This is a genomic window from Bradyrhizobium sp. Ec3.3, from assembly GCF_000472925.1.
Classification (GTDB): Bacteria; Pseudomonadota; Alphaproteobacteria; order Rhizobiales; family Xanthobacteraceae; genus Bradyrhizobium.
In genome coordinates, this window is the sequence record NZ_AXAS01000030.1 from 83890 (window position 1) to 106352 (window position 22463).

At 64.4% G+C, this 22463-nt stretch carries 19 protein-coding genes; 11 read left to right on the top strand and 8 right to left on the bottom strand.

The annotated features are described in order from the left end of the window. The first annotated feature begins 28 nt into the window (after positions 1-28). Positions 29-1192 carry an acyltransferase family protein gene (locus YUU_RS0126040; RefSeq protein ID WP_027525015.1) on the top strand — a complete coding sequence of 388 codons (1164 nt, stop codon included), beginning with the start codon at positions 29-31 and terminating at the stop codon, positions 1190-1192. Here the strand turns inward: YUU_RS0126040 and YUU_RS58915 are convergent. Then, complete coding sequence (locus YUU_RS58915; protein WP_156944516.1) at positions 1185-1523, bottom strand: hypothetical protein; 339 nt, start codon at positions 1521-1523, stop codon at positions 1185-1187. The two genes, YUU_RS0126040 and YUU_RS58915, sit on opposite strands and share 8 nt — an antisense overlap. A 106-nt stretch (positions 1524-1629) precedes the next feature. Between YUU_RS58915 and YUU_RS0126045 the strand changes: the two genes are divergently transcribed. Further along, positions 1630-2910: an HlyD family efflux transporter periplasmic adaptor subunit gene (locus YUU_RS0126045; protein ID WP_245288101.1), complete on the top strand. Its 1281-nt coding sequence runs from the start codon at positions 1630-1632 to the stop codon at positions 2908-2910. 13 nt (positions 2911-2923) lie between these two features. Then, on the top strand, positions 2924-5113 hold the full coding sequence (locus tag YUU_RS0126050) for a glycosyltransferase family 2 protein (protein ID WP_035663383.1): 2190 nt from the start codon (positions 2924-2926) through the stop codon (positions 5111-5113). 269 nt (positions 5114-5382) lie between these two features. Here the strand turns inward: YUU_RS0126050 and YUU_RS0126055 are convergent, their stop codons facing one another. Further along, on the bottom strand, positions 5383-5721 hold the full coding sequence (locus tag YUU_RS0126055) for a putative quinol monooxygenase (RefSeq protein ID WP_027525018.1): 339 nt from the start codon (positions 5719-5721) through the stop codon (positions 5383-5385). Positions 5722-5991: 270 nt separating this feature from the next. Between YUU_RS0126055 and YUU_RS0126060 the strand changes: the two genes are divergently transcribed. The 4 genes from YUU_RS0126060 to YUU_RS0126075 all read left to right on the top strand — a co-directional run bounded on the left by YUU_RS0126060 (position 5992) and on the right by YUU_RS0126075 (position 10387). Continuing rightward, positions 5992-7227: an FAD-binding protein gene (locus tag YUU_RS0126060; RefSeq protein ID WP_027525019.1), complete on the top strand. Its 1236-nt coding sequence runs from the start codon at positions 5992-5994 to the stop codon at positions 7225-7227. Further along, positions 7224-8537, top strand: coding sequence for a glycolate oxidase subunit GlcF (gene glcF, locus YUU_RS0126065; protein ID WP_027525020.1), 1314 nt, complete (start codon positions 7224-7226; stop codon positions 8535-8537). The genes YUU_RS0126060 and glcF overlap by 4 nt, the downstream gene beginning before the upstream one ends. 90 nt (positions 8538-8627) lie before the next feature. Next, the gene (locus YUU_RS51795; protein WP_035663387.1) at positions 8628-8993 is read left to right on the top strand and encodes a hypothetical protein; all 366 of its coding nucleotides are present in this window, start codon (positions 8628-8630) and stop codon (positions 8991-8993) included. Positions 8994-9376: 383 nt separating this feature from the next. Continuing rightward, complete coding sequence (locus YUU_RS0126075; RefSeq protein ID WP_027525021.1) at positions 9377-10387, top strand: TorF family putative porin; 1011 nt, start codon at positions 9377-9379, stop codon at positions 10385-10387. Between the two features lie 319 nt (positions 10388-10706). On the opposite strand, the gene YUU_RS0126080 is transcribed toward YUU_RS0126075, so the two are convergent. Then, positions 10707-12470 carry an ABC transporter ATP-binding protein/permease gene (locus tag YUU_RS0126080; RefSeq protein WP_027525022.1) on the bottom strand — a complete coding sequence of 588 codons (1764 nt, stop codon included), beginning with the start codon at positions 12468-12470 and terminating at the stop codon, positions 10707-10709. Positions 12471-12766: 296 nt separating this feature from the next. Between YUU_RS0126080 and YUU_RS0126085 the strand changes: the two genes are divergently transcribed. Both YUU_RS0126085 and YUU_RS0126090 read left to right on the top strand, forming a co-directional pair. Next, complete coding sequence (locus YUU_RS0126085; protein WP_027525023.1) at positions 12767-14431, top strand: L-lactate permease; 1665 nt, start codon at positions 12767-12769, stop codon at positions 14429-14431. Positions 14432-14566: 135 nt separating this feature from the next. Continuing rightward, positions 14567-14965 (top strand): META domain-containing protein, encoded by a 399-nt coding sequence (locus YUU_RS0126090; RefSeq protein WP_027525024.1) that lies wholly within the window; start codon positions 14567-14569, stop codon positions 14963-14965. A 131-nt stretch (positions 14966-15096) separates the two neighbouring features. On the opposite strand, the gene YUU_RS0126100 is transcribed toward YUU_RS0126090, so the two are convergent. The 3 genes from YUU_RS0126100 to groES all read right to left on the bottom strand — a co-directional run bounded on the left by YUU_RS0126100 (position 15097) and on the right by groES (position 18663). Then, positions 15097-16308, bottom strand: coding sequence for a hypothetical protein (locus YUU_RS0126100; RefSeq protein ID WP_027525025.1), 1212 nt, complete (start codon positions 16306-16308; stop codon positions 15097-15099). Positions 16309-16549: 241 nt separating this feature from the next. Further along, complete coding sequence (gene groL / locus YUU_RS0126105) at positions 16550-18178, bottom strand: chaperonin GroEL (protein WP_027525026.1); 1629 nt, start codon at positions 18176-18178, stop codon at positions 16550-16552. Positions 18179-18366: 188 nt separating this feature from the next. Then, positions 18367-18663 (bottom strand): co-chaperone GroES, encoded by a 297-nt coding sequence (groES, locus tag YUU_RS0126110; protein WP_027525027.1) that lies wholly within the window; start codon positions 18661-18663, stop codon positions 18367-18369. A gap of 341 nt (positions 18664-19004) precedes the next feature. On the opposite strand from groES, the gene YUU_RS0126115 reads away from it, so the two are divergent. Next, on the top strand, positions 19005-19526 hold the full coding sequence (locus YUU_RS0126115) for a hypothetical protein (RefSeq protein ID WP_027525028.1): 522 nt from the start codon (positions 19005-19007) through the stop codon (positions 19524-19526). A 161-nt stretch (positions 19527-19687) separates the two neighbouring features. Here the strand turns inward: YUU_RS0126115 and YUU_RS0126120 are convergent, their stop codons facing one another. Further along, positions 19688-20461 carry a protein phosphatase CheZ gene (locus YUU_RS0126120; protein ID WP_027525029.1) on the bottom strand — a complete coding sequence of 258 codons (774 nt, stop codon included), beginning with the start codon at positions 20459-20461 and terminating at the stop codon, positions 19688-19690. A 312-nt stretch (positions 20462-20773) separates the two neighbouring features. Between YUU_RS0126120 and YUU_RS0126125 the strand changes: the two genes are divergently transcribed. Continuing rightward, positions 20774-21574 (top strand): L,D-transpeptidase, encoded by an 801-nt coding sequence (locus YUU_RS0126125; RefSeq protein WP_027525030.1) that lies wholly within the window; start codon positions 20774-20776, stop codon positions 21572-21574. Positions 21575-21645: 71 nt separating this feature from the next. Here the strand turns inward: YUU_RS0126125 and YUU_RS0126130 are convergent, their stop codons facing one another. Then, complete coding sequence (locus YUU_RS0126130; RefSeq protein WP_027525031.1) at positions 21646-22452, bottom strand: DUF2076 domain-containing protein; 807 nt, start codon at positions 22450-22452, stop codon at positions 21646-21648. Positions 22453-22463: the final 11 nt, after the last annotated feature.

Sequence of the window (22463 nt, forward strand, 5' to 3'; positions counted from 1 at the left end):
GGCCCGGCATGTCGGTCCAGGTGGCGGCATGACGGATATTCCGGTAGGCACGGCAACGACTGCAGCTGCGGGGGCGCACGCCCCTTCGCGGCTCCTGTTCATCGACAACATCCGCTGGTCGATGATCCTGCTCGTGCTGAGCATGCACGCGGCCGACACCTACAGCCCGTTCGGCAATTGGTACTATGTCGATCGGCAGGCAACCGGCTTTGGCACGGCACTGTTCTTCGGCATCTACCAGAGCTTCCTCCAGGCCTTCTTCATGGCGGTGCTGTTCTTCATCGCCGGTTATTTCGCCGCCGCATCCTGCGACCGGAAGGGATTTCTGACTTTCGCTCGCGACCGCTTCGTCCGGCTGGGCCTGCCGACCCTGCTCTACATGTTCGTGATCGGCCCGCTCACGCAGTACTTCCTGTCACGGACCTGGGGACGTGGTGGCTTCGGCCATCAATGGCTGGTTCATCTCGGAGATGGCGAGTGGCTGTCCGAGACGGGTCCGATGTGGTTCTGCGCCGTCCTGCTCCTGTTCTCGCTTGCCTACGGCCTGATCCGCCTGTCGGGCTGGCAAGAGCGGACGGTCGCGCTACGTTGGCCGATGGTCATCGCCTTCGTGATGGTCATGGCGGGGGCCACCTTTGCCGTGCGCATCGTCGTGCAGGCCGGCACCTCGGTGCTCAATGTTCATCCCGGCGACCTGCCGCAATATCTCCTGATGTTCGTGGCCGGAGCCTATGGCTATCGCGGTAACTGGATGACGGGGCTCGCCGAGGGGGCCTGTCTGCGCTGGGGAGCGCTGGCGCTCGCACTGTCCGTTCCGCTGTTCGCGGCACTGGTGCTGTTTGGCGGCGGCCTCGAGGGCGAGACTGCGCTCTATTCTGGCGGCTTCAATCTCGTCAGTGCCGGGAAGTGCCTGTGGGAGGCGCTCGTCTGTGTGGGCATGGGCCTCCTCATGCTGGCCGTCTATCGCCGCCGTTTCGACGTGCAGGGGCCGGTCGCCAAATGGCTCTCGGACAACGCGTTCGGCGTCTACCTGATCCACCCGCCGATCCTGATCGGCTTCGCCATGCTCCTGCACGGGCTACCGCTCTTCGCACTCACGAAGGCGCTCCTGCTGACGATGCTGGCAGCGGTCGGCAGCTTCGCCGTCTCCGCGCTGATCCTGCGGAAGTCGCCGCTGCGCGCGATCATCTAGGCGCGCGCACCGTGCGAGGAGATTCTGACATCAGCGGCTGAGATGCGCTTTCGACGCGCAGGACCTGCTCCTGCACCGCTGCGCCGAGCGTGGTCGCATGCACGTACATGCCGGCAGGGTGGCGTTCCCGTATCTTCCGCGATTTTGAGTGGCGAGAGTCGCCGCGACTCTCGCCGGAACGAGTCTTCATCTCGATCTCCTTTTCCGGGGCCGTACTCTTCCGGTTTTGACAGCGCTCAATCCAATGTGGTGAAAGCTCGGGAGACATTCTCTCAGTTGCGAATGCGGATTCGTCGATGCGGCAACCCTCGTTGCCAAGGTTGTCGGTCACTCCGTGCCTCAGGACGCAGTTCGCAAAAAGCTAAGGGCCTCGGCGAACAGCCGTGAAACGTTCGTCGGCTCAGACTCGGCGATCAAGGCGCATTGGAGATCCAGTCGTGTTTCGCTTGCAGATCGAACGTTTCATTCGTAGCCGGATTGTGCGCCGCGCGCTGGCGCTCGGGATCATTGCCCTGAGCGGATGGGCGCTGTTGCCGTACGTGACCTATCGAATCGCTCCCTCCGCATTCGTCAATGCCGAACTCGTGCGGGTGACGGCGCCGATCGCGGGTCAGCTCTCGGCCGATCTTCCGCGCAAAGGTGAGTATTTCCAGCGCGCCCGGTTGCTGCCGCTGGTGGAGGCGCGTTCGCCGGATCGACGGCACCTCATGGACCTCGATCAGCAGCTGGCCGTGTCCAGCAAGCGCGCCGAGCTCGCGCGTCGGCAATTGGAGGAAATCGCCGAGCTCGATCGCAAGCTCGGCGAGCGCAGCGAGGTCTATCGTTTCGGAGTGGTCGCGCGCCTTCGCCACGAGATCGGCGAAACGGAAGCTGAAAAGGGCGGCTGCCTCGCCGAAGCCCGGCAACGCAACGACGTCGCGGGCCGGATGGAGAGGCTCGTCAGGCTCGGCATCAGCTCGCAGATCCGCTCCGCCGAGGCGCAGGCTTCGCAGGAAGCGACCACAACGCGGTGCCAGATGGCCGATGAACGCCTCCAGCGCCTCAAGACCGAACTGGAGTCGGCCGAGAAGGGCATCTATCTTCGTGGCGATGCCAATGACGTGCCCTATTCCCAGCAACAGCGCGAGCGGCTTGTTCTCCGCCGCCAGGAACTCGAGACAGAGCTGCTGCAAAACAGCTCACGTTCGGCGCAGCTGGCCGGCGAAGTCGCAGAGGAACGCGCGCGACTTGAGCGTCTCGATCATTACGATCTGACCTTGCCCGCAGCTCACGTGGTCTGGTCGGTCGCAGCCAGCCCCGGCTCGATGGTTACGGAAGGGCAACCGGTATTCGATTTTGCAGACTGCGAGCACCGATTCATCGCGGTCGAACTACCCGAGCGCGACTTCGAGAAAATCAAGGCCGGAGAGGCGGCCGCCGTTCGCCTGATTGGCGGCCGGGAGTGGAAGACAGGCCAGGTCCGGCAAGTCCGCGGTTCGGCAGCGCACGCCGATGATCGGCTGCTGGCGGCGCGGGTGCCGCGACCCGATCCGGGCAGTATTACCGTCGAAATATCGCTTCCGCGCGATGAGACGTCGGCCGACCGCAGTGGCTCCTGCGATATCGGGCGGTTAGCCGAGGTGCGCTTCGAGCGGAGAGCCGACGGCCTGCTTCGATTGGTCAGCGGGAAGCTGAAATGGCTGACCGCCGGCCTCGAGCCTGACCAGCCATTCCTTTGAACGACTGATCGCCGTGCACGCCACAACCCTGCCGCTCTTTCAGTTGTTCGCACCGACGCTGTGCCTGTTCGCGGTGATGTACTTCCTGGCTCCGACCTTGCCGCTTGGTCGCGCCTGGGCGCGCGTTGCGATCTTTGTCACGGTCTGGCTCGTCGTTGCCCGTTACCTCGAATGGCGCATCTTCGCCACGGTGCTGCCGGCAAGCGGCGAGTGGTACGAGGTTGGCTGGATATGGTTCTGTCTCTTCGTCGAGCTCTTGACCTTCGCTGACCAGTTTATTCTCTACCTGACGTTCCTTCGCAGAACCGATCGCCGCGGCGAAGCCGATCAGCACGAACGTCGACTGCGTGGTCTGCCGAACGACGCGCTGCCCTCGGTCGATGTCTTCATTCCCACCTACGACGAGCCACTCGAGGTGCTGGAGAAGACCATCACGGGTGCACTGTGCCTGGATTATCCAAACTTCCAGGTCTGGGTTCTGGATGACGGCCGCAGGCCCTGGCTCAGGCAACTCTGCGAGCACAAGGGTGCAGGCTACCTCACGCGCGCCGACCAAGCCAATGCCAAGGCCGGCAATATCAATCACGCGCTGACGAAATCGAATGGCGAGTTTTTCGTGATCTTCGATGCGGACTTCGTTCCGCAGCGCAATTTCCTCATGCGCACGATTGGCTTCTTTGCCGATCCAAGGATCGGGATCGTTCAGATCCCTCACACCTTCTACAACGAGGATCCGATGCAGGCGAATCTCGGCCTGCACAGGGGATTGCCGGACGAGCAGCGGTTCTTCTTCGATTCCATCATGCCGGCCCGCGACGGCTGGGATGGTGCCTTCTGTTGCGGTTCCAACTCCGTCACGCGTCGTGCGGCGCTGCGCTCCGTGGGCGATGCGTTGCCGACCCAGTCCATCACAGAAGACATTCTGCTGACGATGGTGCTGCTGCGCAAAGGGTATATCACACGGTATCTCAGCGAACCGCTTGCGATTGGATTGGCGCCGGAAAGCCTCACAGCCTTCTTCGTGCAACGGAAACGGTGGGCCCGTGGTGCAATCCAGACCTTGTATCTCGGCGACGGCCCCCTTGGCCCTGGTCTAAGCTTGATGCATCGGCTGCTGTTCTTTCCGACCCATTGGCTCTCGATGGGCCTGCGGGCGCTGATGGTCGTGGTGGTTCCCATCGTGTTCATGTGGACTGGCATCACGCCCGTCATCGACGTTACGCCGGAGTCAGTCTTCTACTATCTGTTCCCCGCGATCCTGGCGCTGAACGGAGGCATCTCCTGCTTTGCGCCACACGAACATTTCCCGCTCGCCGCCCAGGTCTCGGCGACTATCCAGAGCTTCAAGCTTCTCCCGGTTGTGCTCGCGACGCTGCTCAAGCCGAAAGGACATGTGTTCAAGGTAACCCCTAAGGGGACTGCCGCGCGGCGCGTGAGCTACGCCAGCGAAATATTCTGGCCGGCGGCAATCCTCATGGCGCTGACGGTTGTCGGACTTGTCCTGAACACGATCCCCGAATGGCGGGTGATCGATCACCCGGCTGCATTGCCGATGGTCGCCTTCTGGTCCGTGGTCAACGTTGTGGTGCTCTTTTTCGTTTGCATGACCTCTCTCCAGGCGCGCATGCCGCGGGGCGAGGAACGCTTCGTGATCGACGAGCCGATCTTGATCAGGACCGCGACCGGGGAGCGGCTGTCTGGTCGGGTCAAGGATGTCTCTTTGTCCGGCGCCGGCATTCTTCTCGATTGCGATGCCAACTCTCTTCCTGGCCGTGGAGCATCGCTGCACGTCCATGTCGCACAAATAGGCTGGATCGACGCGAGCGTCATGCAGCAAAGGGGACAATTCGTCGGGGTGCAGTTCGCCTTGCCACCGTCGCTCGAGCGGGACCTGCTGATCCGGAAGCTGTTTACCGGTGCCTTTCTGAGGAAGAACAATGCCGTCGCCTGTTCGGTGAACAGGGCGATGCTCAAGAACATCTGGCTCATGCACACGCCGTTGCCGAGCCTGATCGCAGGCGGCGCGAAACCGGTGCCGCCGGCCGAGCGCCTGCCGGCAGAGAGTCTGGTCATTCGACCCCGACCGCCGGCCGACGATTGGGGACGTCTTGCCGGAGTTCGAAGCGTGCATCCGACAGGTTTCGCCGAACCCGGGATGGGCCGAGTGGCCGGCACGGCGCTCGAGGCCATCGAGCTGACTTGATGCTGTGACCGTTCCCTGCTGTTCGAACGTGCAGGGGTTCCGGGGGAGGAAGCCTCTCTTGACTGATCACCGCAGCGATCTTCGCCAAAGCGGGCGCAATCGCCTTGTGATGTCAGGGCAAGTGATCGCGTGGACCGGCTCGATACGGGCTTGAATGGCAACTTGAGCGCGGTGCTATTGGGGCGCGACAGACGCCCTCCGCGCGATCAACTCGCGGGGCGCCGCTGTTCGATCCCGTGCCGAAATGCGGCGCCCCGAACCTCGCGCGCTCACATCAGCGCGTATTGCTTGCGTTCGCGCTTCGCCAACAGTGGCAGCGCCTGGCCTGCGATGTGGGCCTTGAAATGCGCGCTCTCCTGGTGCGCCTTGAACGCCGCCTCGTCGCGGAACAGCTCATAGAACAGGAACTGCGCCGGATCGTCGGTCGCGCGGCTGATCAGGAACAGTTTGACGCCGGGCTCGCTTTGCGCAGCGGGGAGAAAGTCGCGCAGGATCCCGGCAATCGTGTCGGCCTGCCCCTCCTTGGCTTCCCATTGCGCCACGACCAGAAGGCCGCCGCCGCGGGTCGCTTCGCCGATCGACCGCTCGTTCATTGCTGGCTGGTTCATGGTGGAACTCCTTGTTTTGCAAGCTCCCGGTCGCACGCGTCATTTTGCGACACTGCGAGGGGACAATTCGACAGATAGCGAACTTTGTACGGAGATGATTCGATATAGACCGAAGTAAGGATGCTGCGCGGAATGGCCGGGCAAGCTGCTTTTCGCGGGTCGGGAGCAGGAGCGTCGTCACCTGCCGCAACGCGTCGAGGCCCGAACTGCCTCGCGACCTCGCCATGCCAAATTTGATTTCCGACGCGAATTTCGCTACCGCCTCTTCCCGTGGATACGCTCAAGGTCAGAGACGCCAAAGACGTCGAAGAGGTGGTGCGCGCGGCAATTGCCAATGAGCAGCCGCTCGAGATCATCGGCCATGGCACGAGGCGCAGCATCGGCCATGTGATGGCGACCAACGCCGTGCTCGACGTCTCCGCGCTGAACGCGGTCACTTCCTATGAGCCCAACGAGCTGATCATCACGCTCCAGGCCGGCGCACCGCTGGCTGACGTGCTGTCGCTGATCGATGCCAAGAACCAGCAATTCGCCTTCGAGCCGATGAACACTGCGCCCCTGCTGGGGACGCCCGGGCTCGGCACCATCGGCGGCATGATCGCGGCGGGTCTCGCCGGGCCGCGCCGCATCAAGGCCGGCGGTGCCCGCGACCATCTGCTCGGCGCGCACGCCGTCTCCGGCTTCGGCGACAGTTTCAAGACCGGCGGCAAGGTGGTGAAGAACGTCACCGGCTACGATCTCTGCAAGCTGCTCGCCGGTTCCTGGGGCACGCTCTCGGTCATGACCGAGGTGACGCTGAAGGTCATGCCGAAGCCGGAGAGCGAGCGGACGCTGCTGCTGCGGGGGCTGGACGATGCGACCGCCAACAAGGCCATGACCGCGGCGCTCGGCTCGCCCTTCGACGTATCGGGCGGGGCGCATCTGCCGAAATCCGCTTTCCGGGAGAGAACCGAAGGGCTCGGCGACATCGCCACTCAGGGCGAGGCACTCACCGTGCTGCGGCTGGAGGGCATCACCGCCTCGGCCACCCACCGCGCCGTTTCGCTGCGCGAGGCGCTCGCGCCATTCGGAACCGCCTCCATCGTGGAGGATGCCGCCTCGGCCGCATTGTGGACTGCGATCCGGGACGTGCTGCCGTTCGCGGCCGATGGCGCGCTTGGCGCCTGGCCCGTGTGGCGGATCGTCTGTCCGCCGGCCTCTGGCGCCGCGGTTGGCCGGCAGCTCGCGCGGGACACCGGCGGCGACGTGATCTACGACTGGGGCGGCGGGCTGATCTGGGCGGCGATGCCGCCGAAGGGCGATGCGCAAGCCGCCATCGTGCGCCAGCGCGCGGAGGCCGTCGGCGGGCACGCCATGCTGGTCCGGGCGCCCGAAGTGGTGCGGCGCAATGTGGACGTGTTCCATCCGCAAGCGCCTGGTGTGGCCGCGCTCAGCGAGCGGGTTCGCGTCAGCTTCGATCCGAAGACCATCCTCAATCGCGGGCGCTTGATGCGGGGCGAGGCATGAAGACCGAATTCTCGCTCACCCAGCTCGCCGATCCCGACATCGCGGAAGCCGACAAGATCCTGCGCGCCTGCGTGCATTGCGGCTTCTGCACCGCGACCTGTCCGACCTACGTGCTGCTCGGCGACGAGCTCGATAGCCCGCGCGGCCGCATCTACCTGATCAAGGAGATGCTGGAGAAGGACCAGGCGCCGACCTCAGAGGTCGTCAAGCATGTCGACCGCTGCCTGTCCTGCCTTGCCTGCATGACCACGTGCCCGTCCGGGGTGAACTACATGCACCTCGTCGACCAGGCCCGGGTCCGGATCGAACAGCGTTACGAGCGGCCGCTTGCCGAGCGGCTGCTGCGCACCGTGCTGGCGTTCGTCCTGCCCGACCCGCAGCGCTTTCGCGTCAGCATGTCGCTGGCGCGGCTTGCCCGGCCGTTCACGGCTTTGCTGCCGACGCCGCGGCCGTCGGCCACCCCTGGCCTCACGCAGCGGATCAAGGCGATGCTGGCGCTTGCGCCGGACCGGCTGCCGGCGCCAGGGCCCGCTGCTGGCAGCGTCTTTGCGCCGCTCGGCAAGCGCCGGGGGCGGGTCGCCCTGCTCCAGGGCTGCGCCCAGCAGGTGCTGGCGCCGCGGATCAACCAGGCTGCCATCAACCTCCTGACCCGCCACGGCATCGAGGTCGTGCTGGTCCGGGACGAACAATGCTGCGGCGCTCTGACCCATCACCTCGGTCGTGACGACGACGCGCTCGCGCGGGCGCGGGCGAACGTCGCGGCCTGGCGTCGCGAGGCGGCAAAGGATGGTCTCGATGCCATCCTGGTGACGACGTCCGGCTGCGGCACGGTCATCAAGGACTACGGCTATCTCCTGCGCGAGGACCGCGACTTCGCGAGCGATGCGGCCAATGTCTCCGCGCTCGCCAAGGACATCACGGAGTATGTCGCGGGCCTTGCGCTTCAGCCGTTGAGGCGACACGACGACATCGTCGTCGCCTATCATTCGGCTTGTTCACTGCAGCACGGGCAGAAAATCACTGCGCTTCCGAAAGAATTGCTTTCCAAGAACGGATTCGTGGTGAAAGATATCCCCGAGAGCCATTTGTGTTGCGGTTCGGCGGGGACCTACAACATTCTCCAGCCCGACCTTGCGGGCAGGTTGCGCGATCGCAAGGTCGCCAACATCGCGAGCGTCAAGCCGGACATGATTGCCGCAGGCAATATCGGCTGCATGGTGCAGATTGCCAGCGGCACATCAGTGCCGGTCGTGCACACGATTGAGCTTCTCGATTGGGCGACGGGCGGTGCGCAGCCGGCATTGAACTAGTCGAATTAAGCTAGCCGACTGCGCCGCGCCCGGAGGTGGACGACTGAAGGCCCGATCGACCATTGGTTCGGCGGCAACAGGAGGATCACGATGGCGAAAGCGAAGAAGAAGAAAAGCAAGAAGGCCAAAAAGGCCAAGAAGGCCGTAGCGGCGAAGAAGAAGACCGCGAAGAAGGCCGGCAAGAAGAAATCGGCCAAGAGGTCGGCGAAGAAATCCGCCAAGAAGGTAGCGAAGAAATCGGCAAAGAAGGCCGCACCGAAGAAGGCAGCCAAGACGGCCGCAAAGAAATCCGCGAAGAAGGCGGCTCCCAAGAAGAGCGCGAAGAAGGCGGCGCCGGCCCCCAAGCCAGCGGCCCCCGTGGAAGCTCCCGCTCCCGAGCCCGCACCGGAGGCGAGCTGGGCGACCCCGTCGTCCACCGGCGACAGCTCGTCGGCTTCGGCCGAAGGGCAGGGCTAGCTCCCACTTTCGTCCTCCAAGACGATCAGCAATCCGGAAGGCCGCGGCGGCGACGCTGCGGCCTTTTTGCATCGACCGAAGCCGAGCCGAATCGCCGGGAAGCCTATTCGTGGCGGCCAAGCCTCAGCCGGGCAATCTCCCCGTAGCATCACGGACGTCAGGTGCACTCGGGTGCGAATAATTGTGTTCGAGATGCAACACACGCCGACAACCTTTCGCGAAATCGCCATAACGCCCAAAAAGTCGGCAGATGCTCGTGTTTTTTGCTTCACCGGCCGATCTCCACGCTCCAGATTGCGGCGGTTACGAGTTTTTCAGTCAGGGTCGCATGCCCCCGGGGGCGCCGGGATCGGACTGGCCTTAAGAAGGTGATGGGGAACGAAATGAAAAAAGTGGCTTTGTTGGCAACGGCGCTGGCAATGGTGACGGGTTCGGCTCTGGCGGCAGACATGCCGGTGAAGGCTGTGAAGGCTCCTCCGCCGCCCGCCTTTGACCCCTGGGATGTCGCCTTCGGCGGCGGCATCATGAGCGACTACATCTTCCGCGGCATCACCCAGTCGAACCACAAGCCGTCGGTCACGGCCTATTTCGAGCCGCGCTACAACGTCACCAAGGACCTGCAGCTCTATGTCGGCGTGTCCGGTGAGAGCATCTCCTTCCCGAACCGCGCCGCGGCCGAGATCGACGTCTACGGCGGTATCCGCCCGACCTTCGGCGCATTCGCCTTCGACATCGGCGTCTGGGGCTACCTGTATCCGGGTGGCAGCTGCTTCTTCGGCGCGCCCGGCATCGACTTCGCCGGCAACTTCCAGGGCGCCGAGTGCGCCTCGCAGGCCCTGATCAATGGCAACGTCATCAAGAAGGACCTGAGCTTCTTCGAAGTCTACGGCAAGATGACCTACACGGTGAACGATAACTGGGCGTTCGGCGTCACCGAGTACTACACCCCGAGCTACCTGAACTCGGGCGCCTGGGGCAACTACACCTCGATCACCGGCAAGTACACCGCGCCCAGCACCATCTTCGGCTCGAGCGGCGTCGGCATGTACGTGTCGGGTGAGTTCGGCCGTCAGTGGCTCGGCACCTCCGACAGCTTCTACGGTGTGGCTGCGTTCCCGAACGGCATCAAATATGCCGACTACAACACCTGGAACGTCGGCATCGGCTTCACCTACAAGGTGTTCACGCTGGACCTGCGCTACTCCGACACCAACCTCTCCAAGGGTGACTGTAACGCCTTCACCAGCGACTTCTCGGCGCGCGGCAACATCACCGCCTCCTCCGGTACCTTCGTGACCCCGATCAATCCGTCGGGCGTCGGCTCCAACTGGTGCGGTGCTGCCGGTATCGCCAAGCTGTCGTTCGACCTGACGGCGATGACCAATCTGAAGTAAGTTCTATCCCGAGACTGACTGAAAGGGCGGCAGGGCAACCTGCCGCCCTTTTGCTTTTGGGGGGAACGTGATGGGGAGAGGGGGGTATCACCGCTTCAACAAAGTTCGGTGTCGTCCCGCCTAGTGCGCAATTGCGCACGGGGGCGGGGACCCCTACCCGCGGGCTGCCGCTGTGGCGCGAGATATGGGTTACCAATCTTCGCCAAACACGACCCTGGGATTATGGGTCCCGGGCTCGCGCTTCGCGCGCTCCGGGACGACGGATATTCTGCCCTCTCCCGCAAGCGGAAGAGGGAGCGCAGCGTCACTGTCGATGCGATCAGCGCGCCTCGCTCGGCTCCGCCCGGGCTGGTGCGCCGGCGCCGCCGAGCAGGTGGATCTCGCCGTCCTGGACCAGCCTGACATTGCGGGTGTGGAAGGCATCGAGCGTCGAGCGGTGGCCGATCGACACGATCGTGGTCGATGGCAGCCTCTCCTCCATGAGCCGGTAGAGCAGGGCCTCGGACGGCTCGTCGAGCGAGGCGGTCGCCTCGTCGAGGAACAGGTAATCCGGCGCATGCAGTAGTGCGCGGGCAACCCCCAGGCGCTGCTGCTCGCCGAGCGACAGCGTCCTGTTCCAGTGCGCTTCCTCGTCGAGCTGCTCGGACAGCCTCGGCATGCCGACCGCTCTCAGCGCCTCCTTGATCTTGTCCGGCGCGATCGTGCCGTGCTCGGCCGGGTAGATCACGGCGTCGCCGAGCGGGCCAATGGGGAAATACGGCCGCTGCGGCAGCATCATCAGGCTGGACTTCCCGGGGATGGCGATCTTGCCGGTGCCGAACGGCCAGATCCCGGCGATGGCGCGGAACAGCGTCGACTTGCCCGAGCCCGACGGTCCGGTCACCAGCACGCGCTCGGGGTGCTGGATCGCAAAGGCGTTGGCTGCGACCAGCGGTTTGCCGTTGGGAAGCTTCACCAGCAGCTGCTCGAGCGCGATGGCCTCGCTGCCCGTGGATGGCGTGACGCCGATGGTGGGCTCGTGCGCGGGAAGATGGGCGGCCGAGCTGACCGACATCTCGAAACCGTCGAGGCGGGCCACCACCGCGCGCCATTCGGCGAGCGAGCGGTAGGTCGTCACGAAGAACGACAGCGCGCGCTGCACGCTCGAGAAGGCCGAGCCGGTCTGCATCATGTCGCCGAGCTGGATCTTCTTGGCGAAATAGGCCGGCGCCACCAGCACGTAGGGAAAGATCACAGCGGCCTGCTGATAGCTCGCCGTGAACGCGGTAAGGCGTTTGGTGCGGCTCATGATCGCGTACCAGTTGCCAACCACGAAGCCGAAGCGGTGCAACAGGCGGCCGCGCTCGGCGCTCTCTCCCTTCAGCAGCGCGATCTGCTCCGAGTTCTCGCGCACCCGCACCAGGTTGAAACGGAAGTCGGCTTCATAGCGCTGCTGCTCGAAATTGAGGTTGACCAGCGGCATGCCGATCCAGTGCGTCAGTGCGGTGCCGAGGATGGCATAGAGCAGCGCGCCCCACACCAGATAGCCGGGGATCGCGAAATCGAGCCCGGAGATATGCAGCGGCGCGGCGTTGGAGAGGCCCCACAGGATAATCACGAAGGAGAACAGCGTCACGATCGAGGAGAGCAGGCCGATGCTGATGCTGAGCGTCTGCTCGACGAAGGTCTTGACGTCCTCGGTGATGCGCTGGTCGGGGTTGTCAGCGGCATCGCCCTTGAGCTGCATGCGGTAGTGCGTGGCGCCCTCGAGCCATTCGCCGAGATAGTGACGCGTCAGCCATTGCCGCCAGCGGATCTGGAGCCACTGGTTGAGATAGAGCTGGTAGACCGCGAGCGCGACGAAAGCCGAGGCGAGGCCGATGAAGATCCAGATCTCGCGCACGAAGGTGTCGAGATCATAGGCCTGGAGCGCACTGTAGAAGCGGTTCTGCCACTGGTTCACGAGCACGTCGATTGCGACCAGCGCCAGCTCGATTGCGATGACGGCGGCGAGCAGGCCGCGGCCGGCCCATTTGTCCTCGGACCGGAAGTAGGGCATGGCGATTCGCCAAACGGTCGCGAGCGTCGCGCGGATGTTCTTCACAGATAGGGGTCTCCTGCGGGGTAGGCGCAAGCGCCTGATGCAACGGCGCAAATAAGCGCGCTTAGACTAAAGTTGCAAATCCGGCGATTTGCGTTGTCCGGGCCGGCGATCCTAGCATGGGCACAACGGCCGCGGGGTGGGGGCCGCCGGGACTTCGCGAGCTTGTGAGCGGATGGGAACCGCCGCATTTCGCGACATGACCGCTTCAGGATGAAAAGTTATCGCGCCCCACGTCAAGCAGGTTCGGCTGTCCACGCTGGCCGCCCTGCCACACCAACGCGTGGGGGAGAAAGACCATGTGGAATCAAGTCTACGACCCGCTCAACAACGTGGTGTTGTCGACCATCGCGGCAGCCGTACCCGTCGTTACCCTTCTAGTCCTGATCGCAAGCGGTCGCGTCAAGGCGCATATCGCTGCGGTGATTGCCGTGATCGTGACCAATCTGATCACCATCATGATCTTCAGGATGCCGGTGAACATGTCGGCCCGCGCCTCTGTGCTCGGTATCGTCACCGGCTTCTTCCCGATCGGATGGATCGTCCTCAACGTTATCTTCCTCTACCAGGTGACGGTCACGACCGGGCGCTTCGAACTGTTGAAGCGCGCGGTCGGCGGCGTCACCGAGGACCGGCGCCTGCAGCTGCTGCTGGTCGCGTTCTCGTTCGGCGCCTTCTTCGAAGGCGCTTCGGGCTTCGGCACGCCGGTCGCGATCACCGGCGCCGTGCTGATCGGTCTCGGCTTCTCGCCGCTCGCCGCCTCTGGCCTGTCGCTGATCGCCAACACCGCGCCGGTCGCCTATGGCGCGCTCGGCACGCCGATCCAGGGCCTTGCCTCCGTCACCGGGCTTGATCCCTATATCCTCGGCGCGATGGTCGGACGGCAATTGCCGTTCTTCTCGCTGATCGTGCCGTTCTGGGTGGTCTGGGCCTTCGCGGGCTGGCGCGGCATGAAAGATGTGTGGCCGGCGATCCTGGTCACCGGCGTGTCCTTCGCAATCCCGCAATTCGTGATCTCCAACTACATCAATCCCTGGATCGTCGACATCGGGGCGTCGCTGATCTCGATGGGCGCGCTGATCCTGTTCCTGAAGGTGTGGCAACCGAAGCAGCTCTGGCTGTCGCCGGCGCTGCGCGGCCGCGATGTATCAGTGTCGGAAATGGGCAAGACCGCACCGCTCGACAAGACGCCGCTAACGCAGGCCGAGCTGTGGAGCGCGCTGTTGCCGTGGATCATCGTCTGTATCGTGATGCTGATCTGGGGCAGCGGCTGGTTCAAGACCTGGGCGAACGCGATATTCACCTGGAACTACGCCGTTCCCGAGCTGCACCAGATGATCAACAAGATGCCGCCGGTGGCGGCGAAGCCGACGCCGGAAGGCGCGGTGTTCGCGTTCACCTACCTGTCCTTCACCGGCACCGGCATGCTGATCGCGGCGATCATCTCCGGCTTCCTGATGGGGGTCGGGCCGGGTCGCTTGCTGGTCGAATATGGCCGCACGATCCGGCTGTGCGCGATCTCGCTGATCACGATCTCGGCGATGCTGGCGATCGGCACGCTGACCCGCCTCTCCGGTGTCGACGCCACGCTCGGTCTCGCCTTCGCGGCAACCGGCGTGCTCTATCCCTTCTTCGGCACGCTGCTCGGCTGGCTGGGCGTGGCGTTGACGGGATCGGACACCGCATCGAACATCCTGTTCGGCAACCTCCAGAAGATCACGTCCCAGCAGATCGGCCTGTCACCGATCCTGATGGCGGCGGCGAACTCCTCCGGCGGCGTGATGGGCAAGATGATCGACGCGCAATCGATCGTGGTCGCCTCCACCGCCACGCGGTGGTACGGCCATGAGGGCACGATCCTGCGCTTCGTGTTCTGGCATTCGATCGTGCTGGCCTGCTTGGTCGGCGTGCTGGTGACGCTCCAGGCCTATGTCTGGCCGTTCACGGAGCTCGTGTTGAAGTAGCGCCGCGGATCTGGTGGCAAAGGAAAATCCCCGCGGGAGCGATCCCGCGGGGATTTTGCGCGTGCGGCGAACCTTCTCAACGTCGTCTCCGTCTTATAGAAGGTGCGGCTTGTTCAAGGACGGTCGAGAGGTCTCATGGTTTCGGTCAAGCAGATGGTGTGCGCGGCTGCCGCGGTGGTGCTGATGGCGGGCGCGGCCCATGCCGAGGAAGGCTTTCCCTTCGGGACCGAGATGACGCTCGAGGCCCTGCCGCAGCCTGGTTCGAAGCGCATTCCCAACATCGAGATCGGCGACAATGGCGAGGTGGTGCTGGAACTCTGGTGCAAGGGCGGCAAGGGCCAGTTCTCGGTCGCCGGCAACACCGTGATCTTCGTTCCCGGCCAGATTCAGGACCGTTCCTGCCCGCCAGCCAAGGCCCAGGCCGATGACGACCTTGTCGCGGCGCTCGCCAGTGTCGAGACCTGGAAGCGCCAGGGCGACTTTCTCACGCTGATCGGCCCGAAGCCGCTGCGTTTCCGGACGAACGGGAATTAAACCAACTCGCTGTCGTGCCCCGGCTCGACCGGGGCACCCAGTACGCCGCGGCCCATCGACTCAATCACGACCGCCTCGGCGTACTGAATCGCCCGGTCAAGCCGGGCGATGACCAAGCGTTGGCGTGCGGACTATTTCCACACCGACTTGTCGGCGTCCCAGCGCTGGCCCTTCAGCTCCTTCGCCAGCGCCTCGATCGCGCCGTTGTCGTCGGTCTGATCGCCCTCTTCGTCGGCGCTCGCTTCATCCGACAGATTGAGCTTGGCTCCGGTGCTCTCGTCGGCCGTGGTGATGGCGGGGCTGCCGACCCAGAGCAGGAGGCGGTCGCTGCTGCCGGGCTTGTCGGTCGAGACGAGGCCAGCGACTTCGATCGTGTCGGTGAGCTCGAGCGCCGGGAAATCCTGGTTCGGCCGCTTCAAGAGGACCTTGAGCTTGCCGGTGACGGGGTTGAAGCTTTGCGAGACGGTTTTTGCCGCCAGCGTGCGCGCCAGCACGTTCGCGACGGTCCCGGCGAGCCGGTCCCGGCTGATCTTGTCGCCGTCGCGCCAGTCGGCGGCGGAGAAGCGGATGGTGCGGTCCATCTCCATCATGCCGGCAGTCCAGCCTGCCGCGGTAACGCCCGGCATCGCCTTGAACTTGGCGATCAGTGCGCTCGCCCGCTCCGGGTCGACCGACATGTTGATGGTCTGCTCGCCGGCGCGCAGCGCGTCGCAGCCGACCGACAGGCTTGCCAGCGTCACCTCGACATCCTGGCCCTTCAGGCTCTTCAGGAAGTCGGTCGCCGCCTCTAACTTGACCTTGACCGCGATCGCCTCCGGCGAGACCTCGGTGAAATCCTTCGGCTGTGGCGTGATGCCGTCGTCCGAGGTCTGGTTGTCCAGAAACTCCTTCTCGCTGAGGTCGGAATTGTCGGGGGAGGCGACCTCGGTCACGTTGCCGCCGATCGAGATCTGGCCGCGGAATTCGAAGGTGTCGTTGGTCTGCTTGCGCGTCAGCTTGACGGTGACCGGCGCCTTGTCGCCGAGGCTCTGGGTCGTGCCCGACAGGAGCTGGCCGGCGACCGTGAGGTTGACGACGAAGCGGTCCTTGCGGTCGGAATTTTTCGCGGCCGGGTAGCAGACGTCCAGCACGGCCGAGGTGACCGTCTTGCCCTGGCGGGTCTCCTTCAGGATGACGTCGGCATTGCCATCCATCAGCCCGTCGATCGAGGTGAAATAGCGCGTCTCGGTTCCGCCGGGCGCCGTGGCCTTTGGCGACAGCTTCATCTGGGCGGACGCGACGTCAGGCGAAACTGCAAGCAGTGCCGCCAAAAAACCAATCGAGCAGAACGAAAGCGCGCGCATCGATGAAACCCTCAGAGATGGAGCATGATCCGGAAAAGTGTGAAGCGGTTTTCCGAAAAGATCATGCTCAAACAATAGCCTAAAGCGCGATGACGATTCATCCCGATCAGCGCTTTAGAATCGGCGCCACCGTAGTGGGTTTTGGCCGGCGGTTGAATCGGAAAGCGCCGGATATGGTCGGCAAAAAAGAAGGCCGCCCGGAGGCGGCCTTCGCGTCATTTTTTGGCTGGTTGCGACGGGCTCAGAAGCCCATGCCGCCGCCGGCCGGCATCGCCGGCGCTGCTTCCTTCTTCGGCAGCTCGGCGACCATCGCTTCGGTGGTCACCAGCAGGCCGGCCACGGAGGAGGCGTCCTGCAGCGCGGTGCGGACCACCTTGGCGGGGTCGATGATGCCCTTCTCGACCAGGTCGACATACTGCTCGGTCTGAGCGTCGAAGCCGAAGGTCTCGGACTTGTTCTCCAGGATCTTGCCGACGACGACCGAGCCTTCGAGGCCGGCGTTCTCGGAGATCTGGCGGACCGGAGCTTCCAGCGCCTTCAGCACGATGTTGATGCCGGCCTGCACGTCGGCATTGGCGTTGGTGAGACGGCCGACCGCCTTCTTGGCGCGGAGCAGCGCGACGCCGCCGCCCGGGACGATGCCTTCCTGCACGGCTGCGCGGGTGGCGTTGAGCGCGTCCTCGACGCGGTCCTTCTTCTCCTTGACCTCGATCTCGGTCGCGCCGCCGACGCGGATCACCGCGACGCCGCCGGCGAGCTTGGCCAGACGCTCCTGCAGCTTCTCACGATCGTAGTCCGAGGTGGTCTCCTCGATCTGGGCCTTGATCTGGCCGACGCGGGCCTCGATGTCCGGCTTCTTGCCGGCGCCGTTGACGATCGTGGTGTTCTCCTTGTCGATCACGACCTTCTTGGCGCGACCGAGCATCTTCACCGTGACGTTCTCGAGCTTGATGCCGAGCTCTTCGGAGATCAGCTGGCCGCCGGTGAGGATCGCGAGATCCTCGAGCATGGCCTTGCGGCGATCACCGAAGCCCGGCGCCTTGACGGCCGCGACCTTGAGGCCGCCGCGCAGGCGGTTGACGACCAGGGTGGCCAGCGCCTCGCCCTCGACGTCCTCGGCGACGATCACGAGCGGCTTGCCGGACTGCACCACGGCTTCCAGCACCGGCAGCATGGCCTGCAGGCCCGAGAGCTTCTTCTCGTGCAGGAGGATGTAGGCGTCCTCGAGCTCGGCGGTCATCTTCTCGGCGTTGGTCACGAAGTAGGGCGACAGATAGCCGCGGTCGAACTTCATGCCCTCGACGATGTCGACTTCGGTGTCGAGCGACTTGTTCTCCTCGACGGTGATGACACCCTCGTTGCCGACCTTCTGCATCGCCTGCGCGATCATCTTGCCGATGGCGGCATCGCCGTTGGCCGAGATGGTGCCGACCTGGGCGACCTCGGACGAGGCGGCGACCGGCTTGGCGCGCTTCTCGATGTCCTTGATGACAGCCGCAACCGCGGTGTCGATACCGCGCTTGAGGTCCATCGGGTTCATGCCGGCGGCAACCGCCTTGGCGCCTTCGCGCACGATGGCCTGGGCCAGCACGGTCGCGGTCGTGGTGCCGTCGCCGGCGAGGTCGTTGGTCTTGGAGGCGACCTCACGGACCATCTGGGCGCCCATGTTCTCGAACTTGTCCTCGAGCTCGATCTCCTTGGCGACGGTGACGCCGTCCTTGGTGATGCGGGGCGCGCCGAAGCTCTTCTCGATGACGACGTTGCGGCCCTTCGGGCCGAGCGTCACCTTGACGGCGTTGGCGAGAATGTCGACGCCGCGCAGCATGCGTTCGCGCGCGTCTCCGGAAAACTTGACGTCTTTGGCGGCCATTTTTTGCTCCTGGAAACCTAAACTGGATGGGAGCCGCACGTTCCCGTCGTCATTGCCGGATGGAGGCCCGGCAATCCATCGTCTTGCGAGGAAGGATGGATGCCCGGGTCATCTGACGCGAAGACGCGCTTCGCGCTTCTGCCCGGGCATGACAATGGTGCGTGCGGCGGGGTTGGGGGCGGTCGGCCTTAGGCCAGGACGCCCATGATGTCCGACTCCTTCATGATCAGGAGATCTTCATTGTCGATCTTGACCTCGGTGCCCGACCACTTGCCGAACAGCACGCGGTCGCCGACCTTGAGGTCGATCGGGATCAGCTTGCCCGCCTCGTCGCGGCCGCCGGGGCCGACGGCGACGATCTCGCCCTGGGACGGCTTCTCCTTGGCGGTGTCGGGAATGATGATGCCGCCCTTGGTCTTTTCCTCGGCATCGATACGTTTGACCACGACACGGTCATGCAGCGGACGAAATTTGGACTTAGCCATGACGTTTCCCTTTGGAAGCTCGCTTCGGAAGCAGCGGAAGTAGGTGAGGGGCCTGCGCCCCCGTCCGACCTCTGGATCGAATGCCAGGATCGAACGGCGCGCTTTAGCAATCGGGCTTCCCGAGTGCTAATAGTGCGCCCGGAAATATGGCTTGGCCGCGATCCTGTCAAGCAAAGGTGGTTAAGCCATTGGTGAGACGGATATAGGATGTTGACGATCGAAACGAATTGGGGACGCTGGCGTAATCTACGACGTCATTGCCCCGACAGCGGTTTTGCGCTTGGCTGCGGGAGGGGGCTGCCAGGCTCGTGTTTGGGGGGCGCTTTGCTCGGGGGAATGCCATGATCAGTTCAGCTCACGCGCGGACGGTTGCCAAGCTGGGCGCCGCCGCAGCCTTGGCGCTGCTGCTGGGTGCATGTGGCGGCGGTATGAGCCTGCCGTCGTTCTCGTCGTCCTCGCCGGCGCCGGAGGCCGAGCCGGGCACCGGGCCGGAGATGCCGGCCTCGATCCGCGCCGACGAGATCGTCGGCCGCTGGGGCCTTGCCTCGTTCCAGAACCCGGCTGACCGCGCCCGCACCGAGGCTGCGGCCCGCGCCCAGTGCAAGAATCCCTATGTGATCGGCGCCGGCTCGAGCGGCGGCGTGATCATGCATCTGGCCGACCAGGCGACGCCGCAGGAGCTGCGGCTGAAGGGTTCACCGAGCGGCAAGAACTATATCGGACCGGCCGGCCCGACCCCCAGCGAGCAGGACCGCGAGATCGTCTCCTTCGACGGCCGCGTCATGGTCACCCGCTTCATCGACAAGGACGCCGCCACCCGCTACGGCAACATGGTCTACGTCCGCTGCGCGCCGAGGGCGTAAGCGAGACCTAGCCACTCGTCATTGCGAGGGGCAAAGCGACGAAGCAATCCAGACTGCCGCCGCGGAAGCCGCTCTGGATTGCTTCGCTTCGCTCCCAATGACGGCCAAACAAAAACGCCGGCTTCCCGCCGGCGTTTTGTTTCTCTTCGTGTTCCGTCCGTTCAGTCGAACAGGGCGTCGATGTCGTCCTGCGAGGCGTGGCCGACGTCGCCGGCGAGCTTCGGGCCGTTGAGGAGCTTGGCGTCCTCGTCGCGGGTGTCGATGATCGGCTGCGCGTGGGCCTTGATCGCGTCGACGCCACCCCAGATCTCCATCATCGCATTGATGTGCTGCTCGATGAACTTCATCGTGCCCATCACCTTGTTGATGCGCTGACCGGTCAGGTCCTGGAAGTTGCAGGCCTCGAAGATCGAGATGACGCGTTCCTGGATGTCGTCGGCGAGCCGCTTCTGCTGGTCGACCGAATCCACCTTGGAGAGCGCGCTCGCGGCCTGGTCGATCGACTCGGCCGCTTCGAGGATCTGCTGGGTCGCCTGCTCGGTGCCGCCGACCACCGCGCCGAGCTCGCCATTGACCTTGGCCATTTCGCCGCCGTCGAAGCTCTTGCCGTGCAGCGTCGCGATCTCGCGCTTGGTGCGATCGATGGCGTCATGAATGAGGTCGAGCTCGACCTTCAGTTTCTCGCACTGCTCGATTTGGGCGCGGTAGGTCTCCAGCATCGCGCGCGTGTCGGCGACTTCCTGCGCGACGACGGCCTCGGTCGAGGGCGGCGCGGCGTTCGCGGCCTGGCTGTTGCGCGCCATTTGCGCGCGGATCGCGCGCAGCTCGGCCATGATCTCGCTGTGCATCGGAGCGGTCTCGTCAATCATCTCGGAAATAGGCATCTCGCCGACGATAGCTTCCTCGGCGCGAAAACGTTTGCGATGAACAGCCATATTGAAACTCCCCCCACCTCACTCACGCGGCCTTTGTAGACAGAAGGGATTTAACACGACGTTCACGGCGGGAACTGCTTTGCGATTGCGGGCAATTCGCGTGCTCACCGTCGATTAACCATGCGTGTCAGCCGTTCACCGAAAATAAACGCTAGCGGACAAAAGGCGCAGGCGTTCGCGACGTGGTGAATCAAGACGCCGTTTCCGTTTACCAAACCAAACGGCTTTTGATTTTAAGTGGGCCGCATCGCGAAGGGCAGGTCTGCGCCCGCCGCGATGAACGCACCAGACGAAACAGTACAGAGTACGTCGATGTTCAAGAAAATGTCTGTCGCGCTGCTCGGCAGCGCCTGCTCCTTTATCGCTGGCGCCGATCGCGCCGCCGCCTTCGACAACACCGTGCCATCCGATCCGCCCGCCGTACTCTATACGCCCCGGGTGCCGCCGCAGCCGGTGCGCGTCGCCTCCAATGCCAACATGGGCGGCGGCTTCATCGAATTCCTGTTCGGCGGCGAGGAGCGCGGCCAGCGCTATTATCCGCAGCAGCAGCCGACGTATCAGCAGCAGCCGGCCTATTACGACCAGCGCCGTTTGCCGCCGATGGGCGAGCCGCAGATGCAGGGCGCAGTGCCGCAGCAGGAGGCCGTCGATCCGCGCTCGCGACCCTTTGATCCGAGGTTCGAGAAGCAGTTCGTCGCGTACGAGGGCAAGGAGGGCGCCGGCACGATCGTCGTCGATACGCCCAACAAGTTCCTCTATCTGGTCGAGGGCAACGGCAGGGCACTGCGCTACGGCATCGGCGTCGGCCGTCCCGGCTTCACCTGGTCGGGCGTGAAGGCGATCACGGCCAAGCGCGAATGGCCGGACTGGACGCCGCCGGCGGAAATGATCGCACGCCGTCCCGACCTGCCGCGGCACATGGAAGGCGGCCCTGAAAATCCGCTCGGTGCGCGCGCGATGTATCTGGGCTCTTCGCTGTATCGCATCCACGGCTCCAACGAGCCCTGGACCATCGGCACCAACGTTTCCTCCGGCTGCATCCGCATGCGCAACGAGGACGTCATCGACCTCTACGGCCGCGTCAATGTCGGCACCAGGGTCGTGGTGATGTGAACGCGGCGAGAGCCGCGAAACGAAAACGGCCGCCGGAAGGGCGGCCGTTTTGCATTTGAGGGTGATGCTGCTTACGCGTAATCGCTGCCGCCGTCGTCACCGCCGTCGAAATCGCTGTCGTCGGCCATGTCGATGTTTTCGGTATCGTCATAGTCCTGCTGATCGTCGTTCCGATCGTTCGACGCCTGGTCGAGGAAGCCCTGGTGGGACTCATCGCGGCCGCGGTTGGAGCCGATGTCGTTGACGCCGGCGTCGCGCGCGAGCGAGCCGCCGGACTGGTCGCTGCCGCCCCACGGGCTGCCGCCACCGCGCTCGGTCGTGGTGTCGCCAAAAGCCTGATGCGATCCGCCCATCCCGCCCATCATGTTGCGGATGCCGGAGAGCAGCATCGAGCCGCCGACGACGCCGGCTGCAGCTGCGGCCGCCGTGCCGAGGAAGGAGCCGCCGCCACCGCCGAAGGGCGGGGCGCCATAACCCTGCTGCTGTGCATAAGGCGGCTGGCCGTAGCCGGGCGGTTGCGCCTGCTGCATTGTCTGGCCGGAGTTCCAGACCGGCCGCTGGTCACGCGGCGGCACGTTCGGCACCGAGCCGCGCGATTGGCTGCCGCCGAACAGGGTATCGCGCATGGAATCGAGGAAGCCGCCGGATTGAGCCGGTTCGGGGGTATGGCTCGCCTCCAGTTCCTGGATGCGGGCATTGGCACGCTTCAGAGCCTCGTCCTGCAAAAGCACGGTCTGGACCAGCGCATACATGGCGTTGGGCGCCTTGTTCAGGCCGTCATTGATGGCGGCGATCGCGTTCGGATCGCGCGGTGCATTCTCAAGCTTGGAAAGCCGGTCGAAAAGCTCGTCGACGAGCTGGCGTTCTTGCGGCGTCATGATCGATCTCC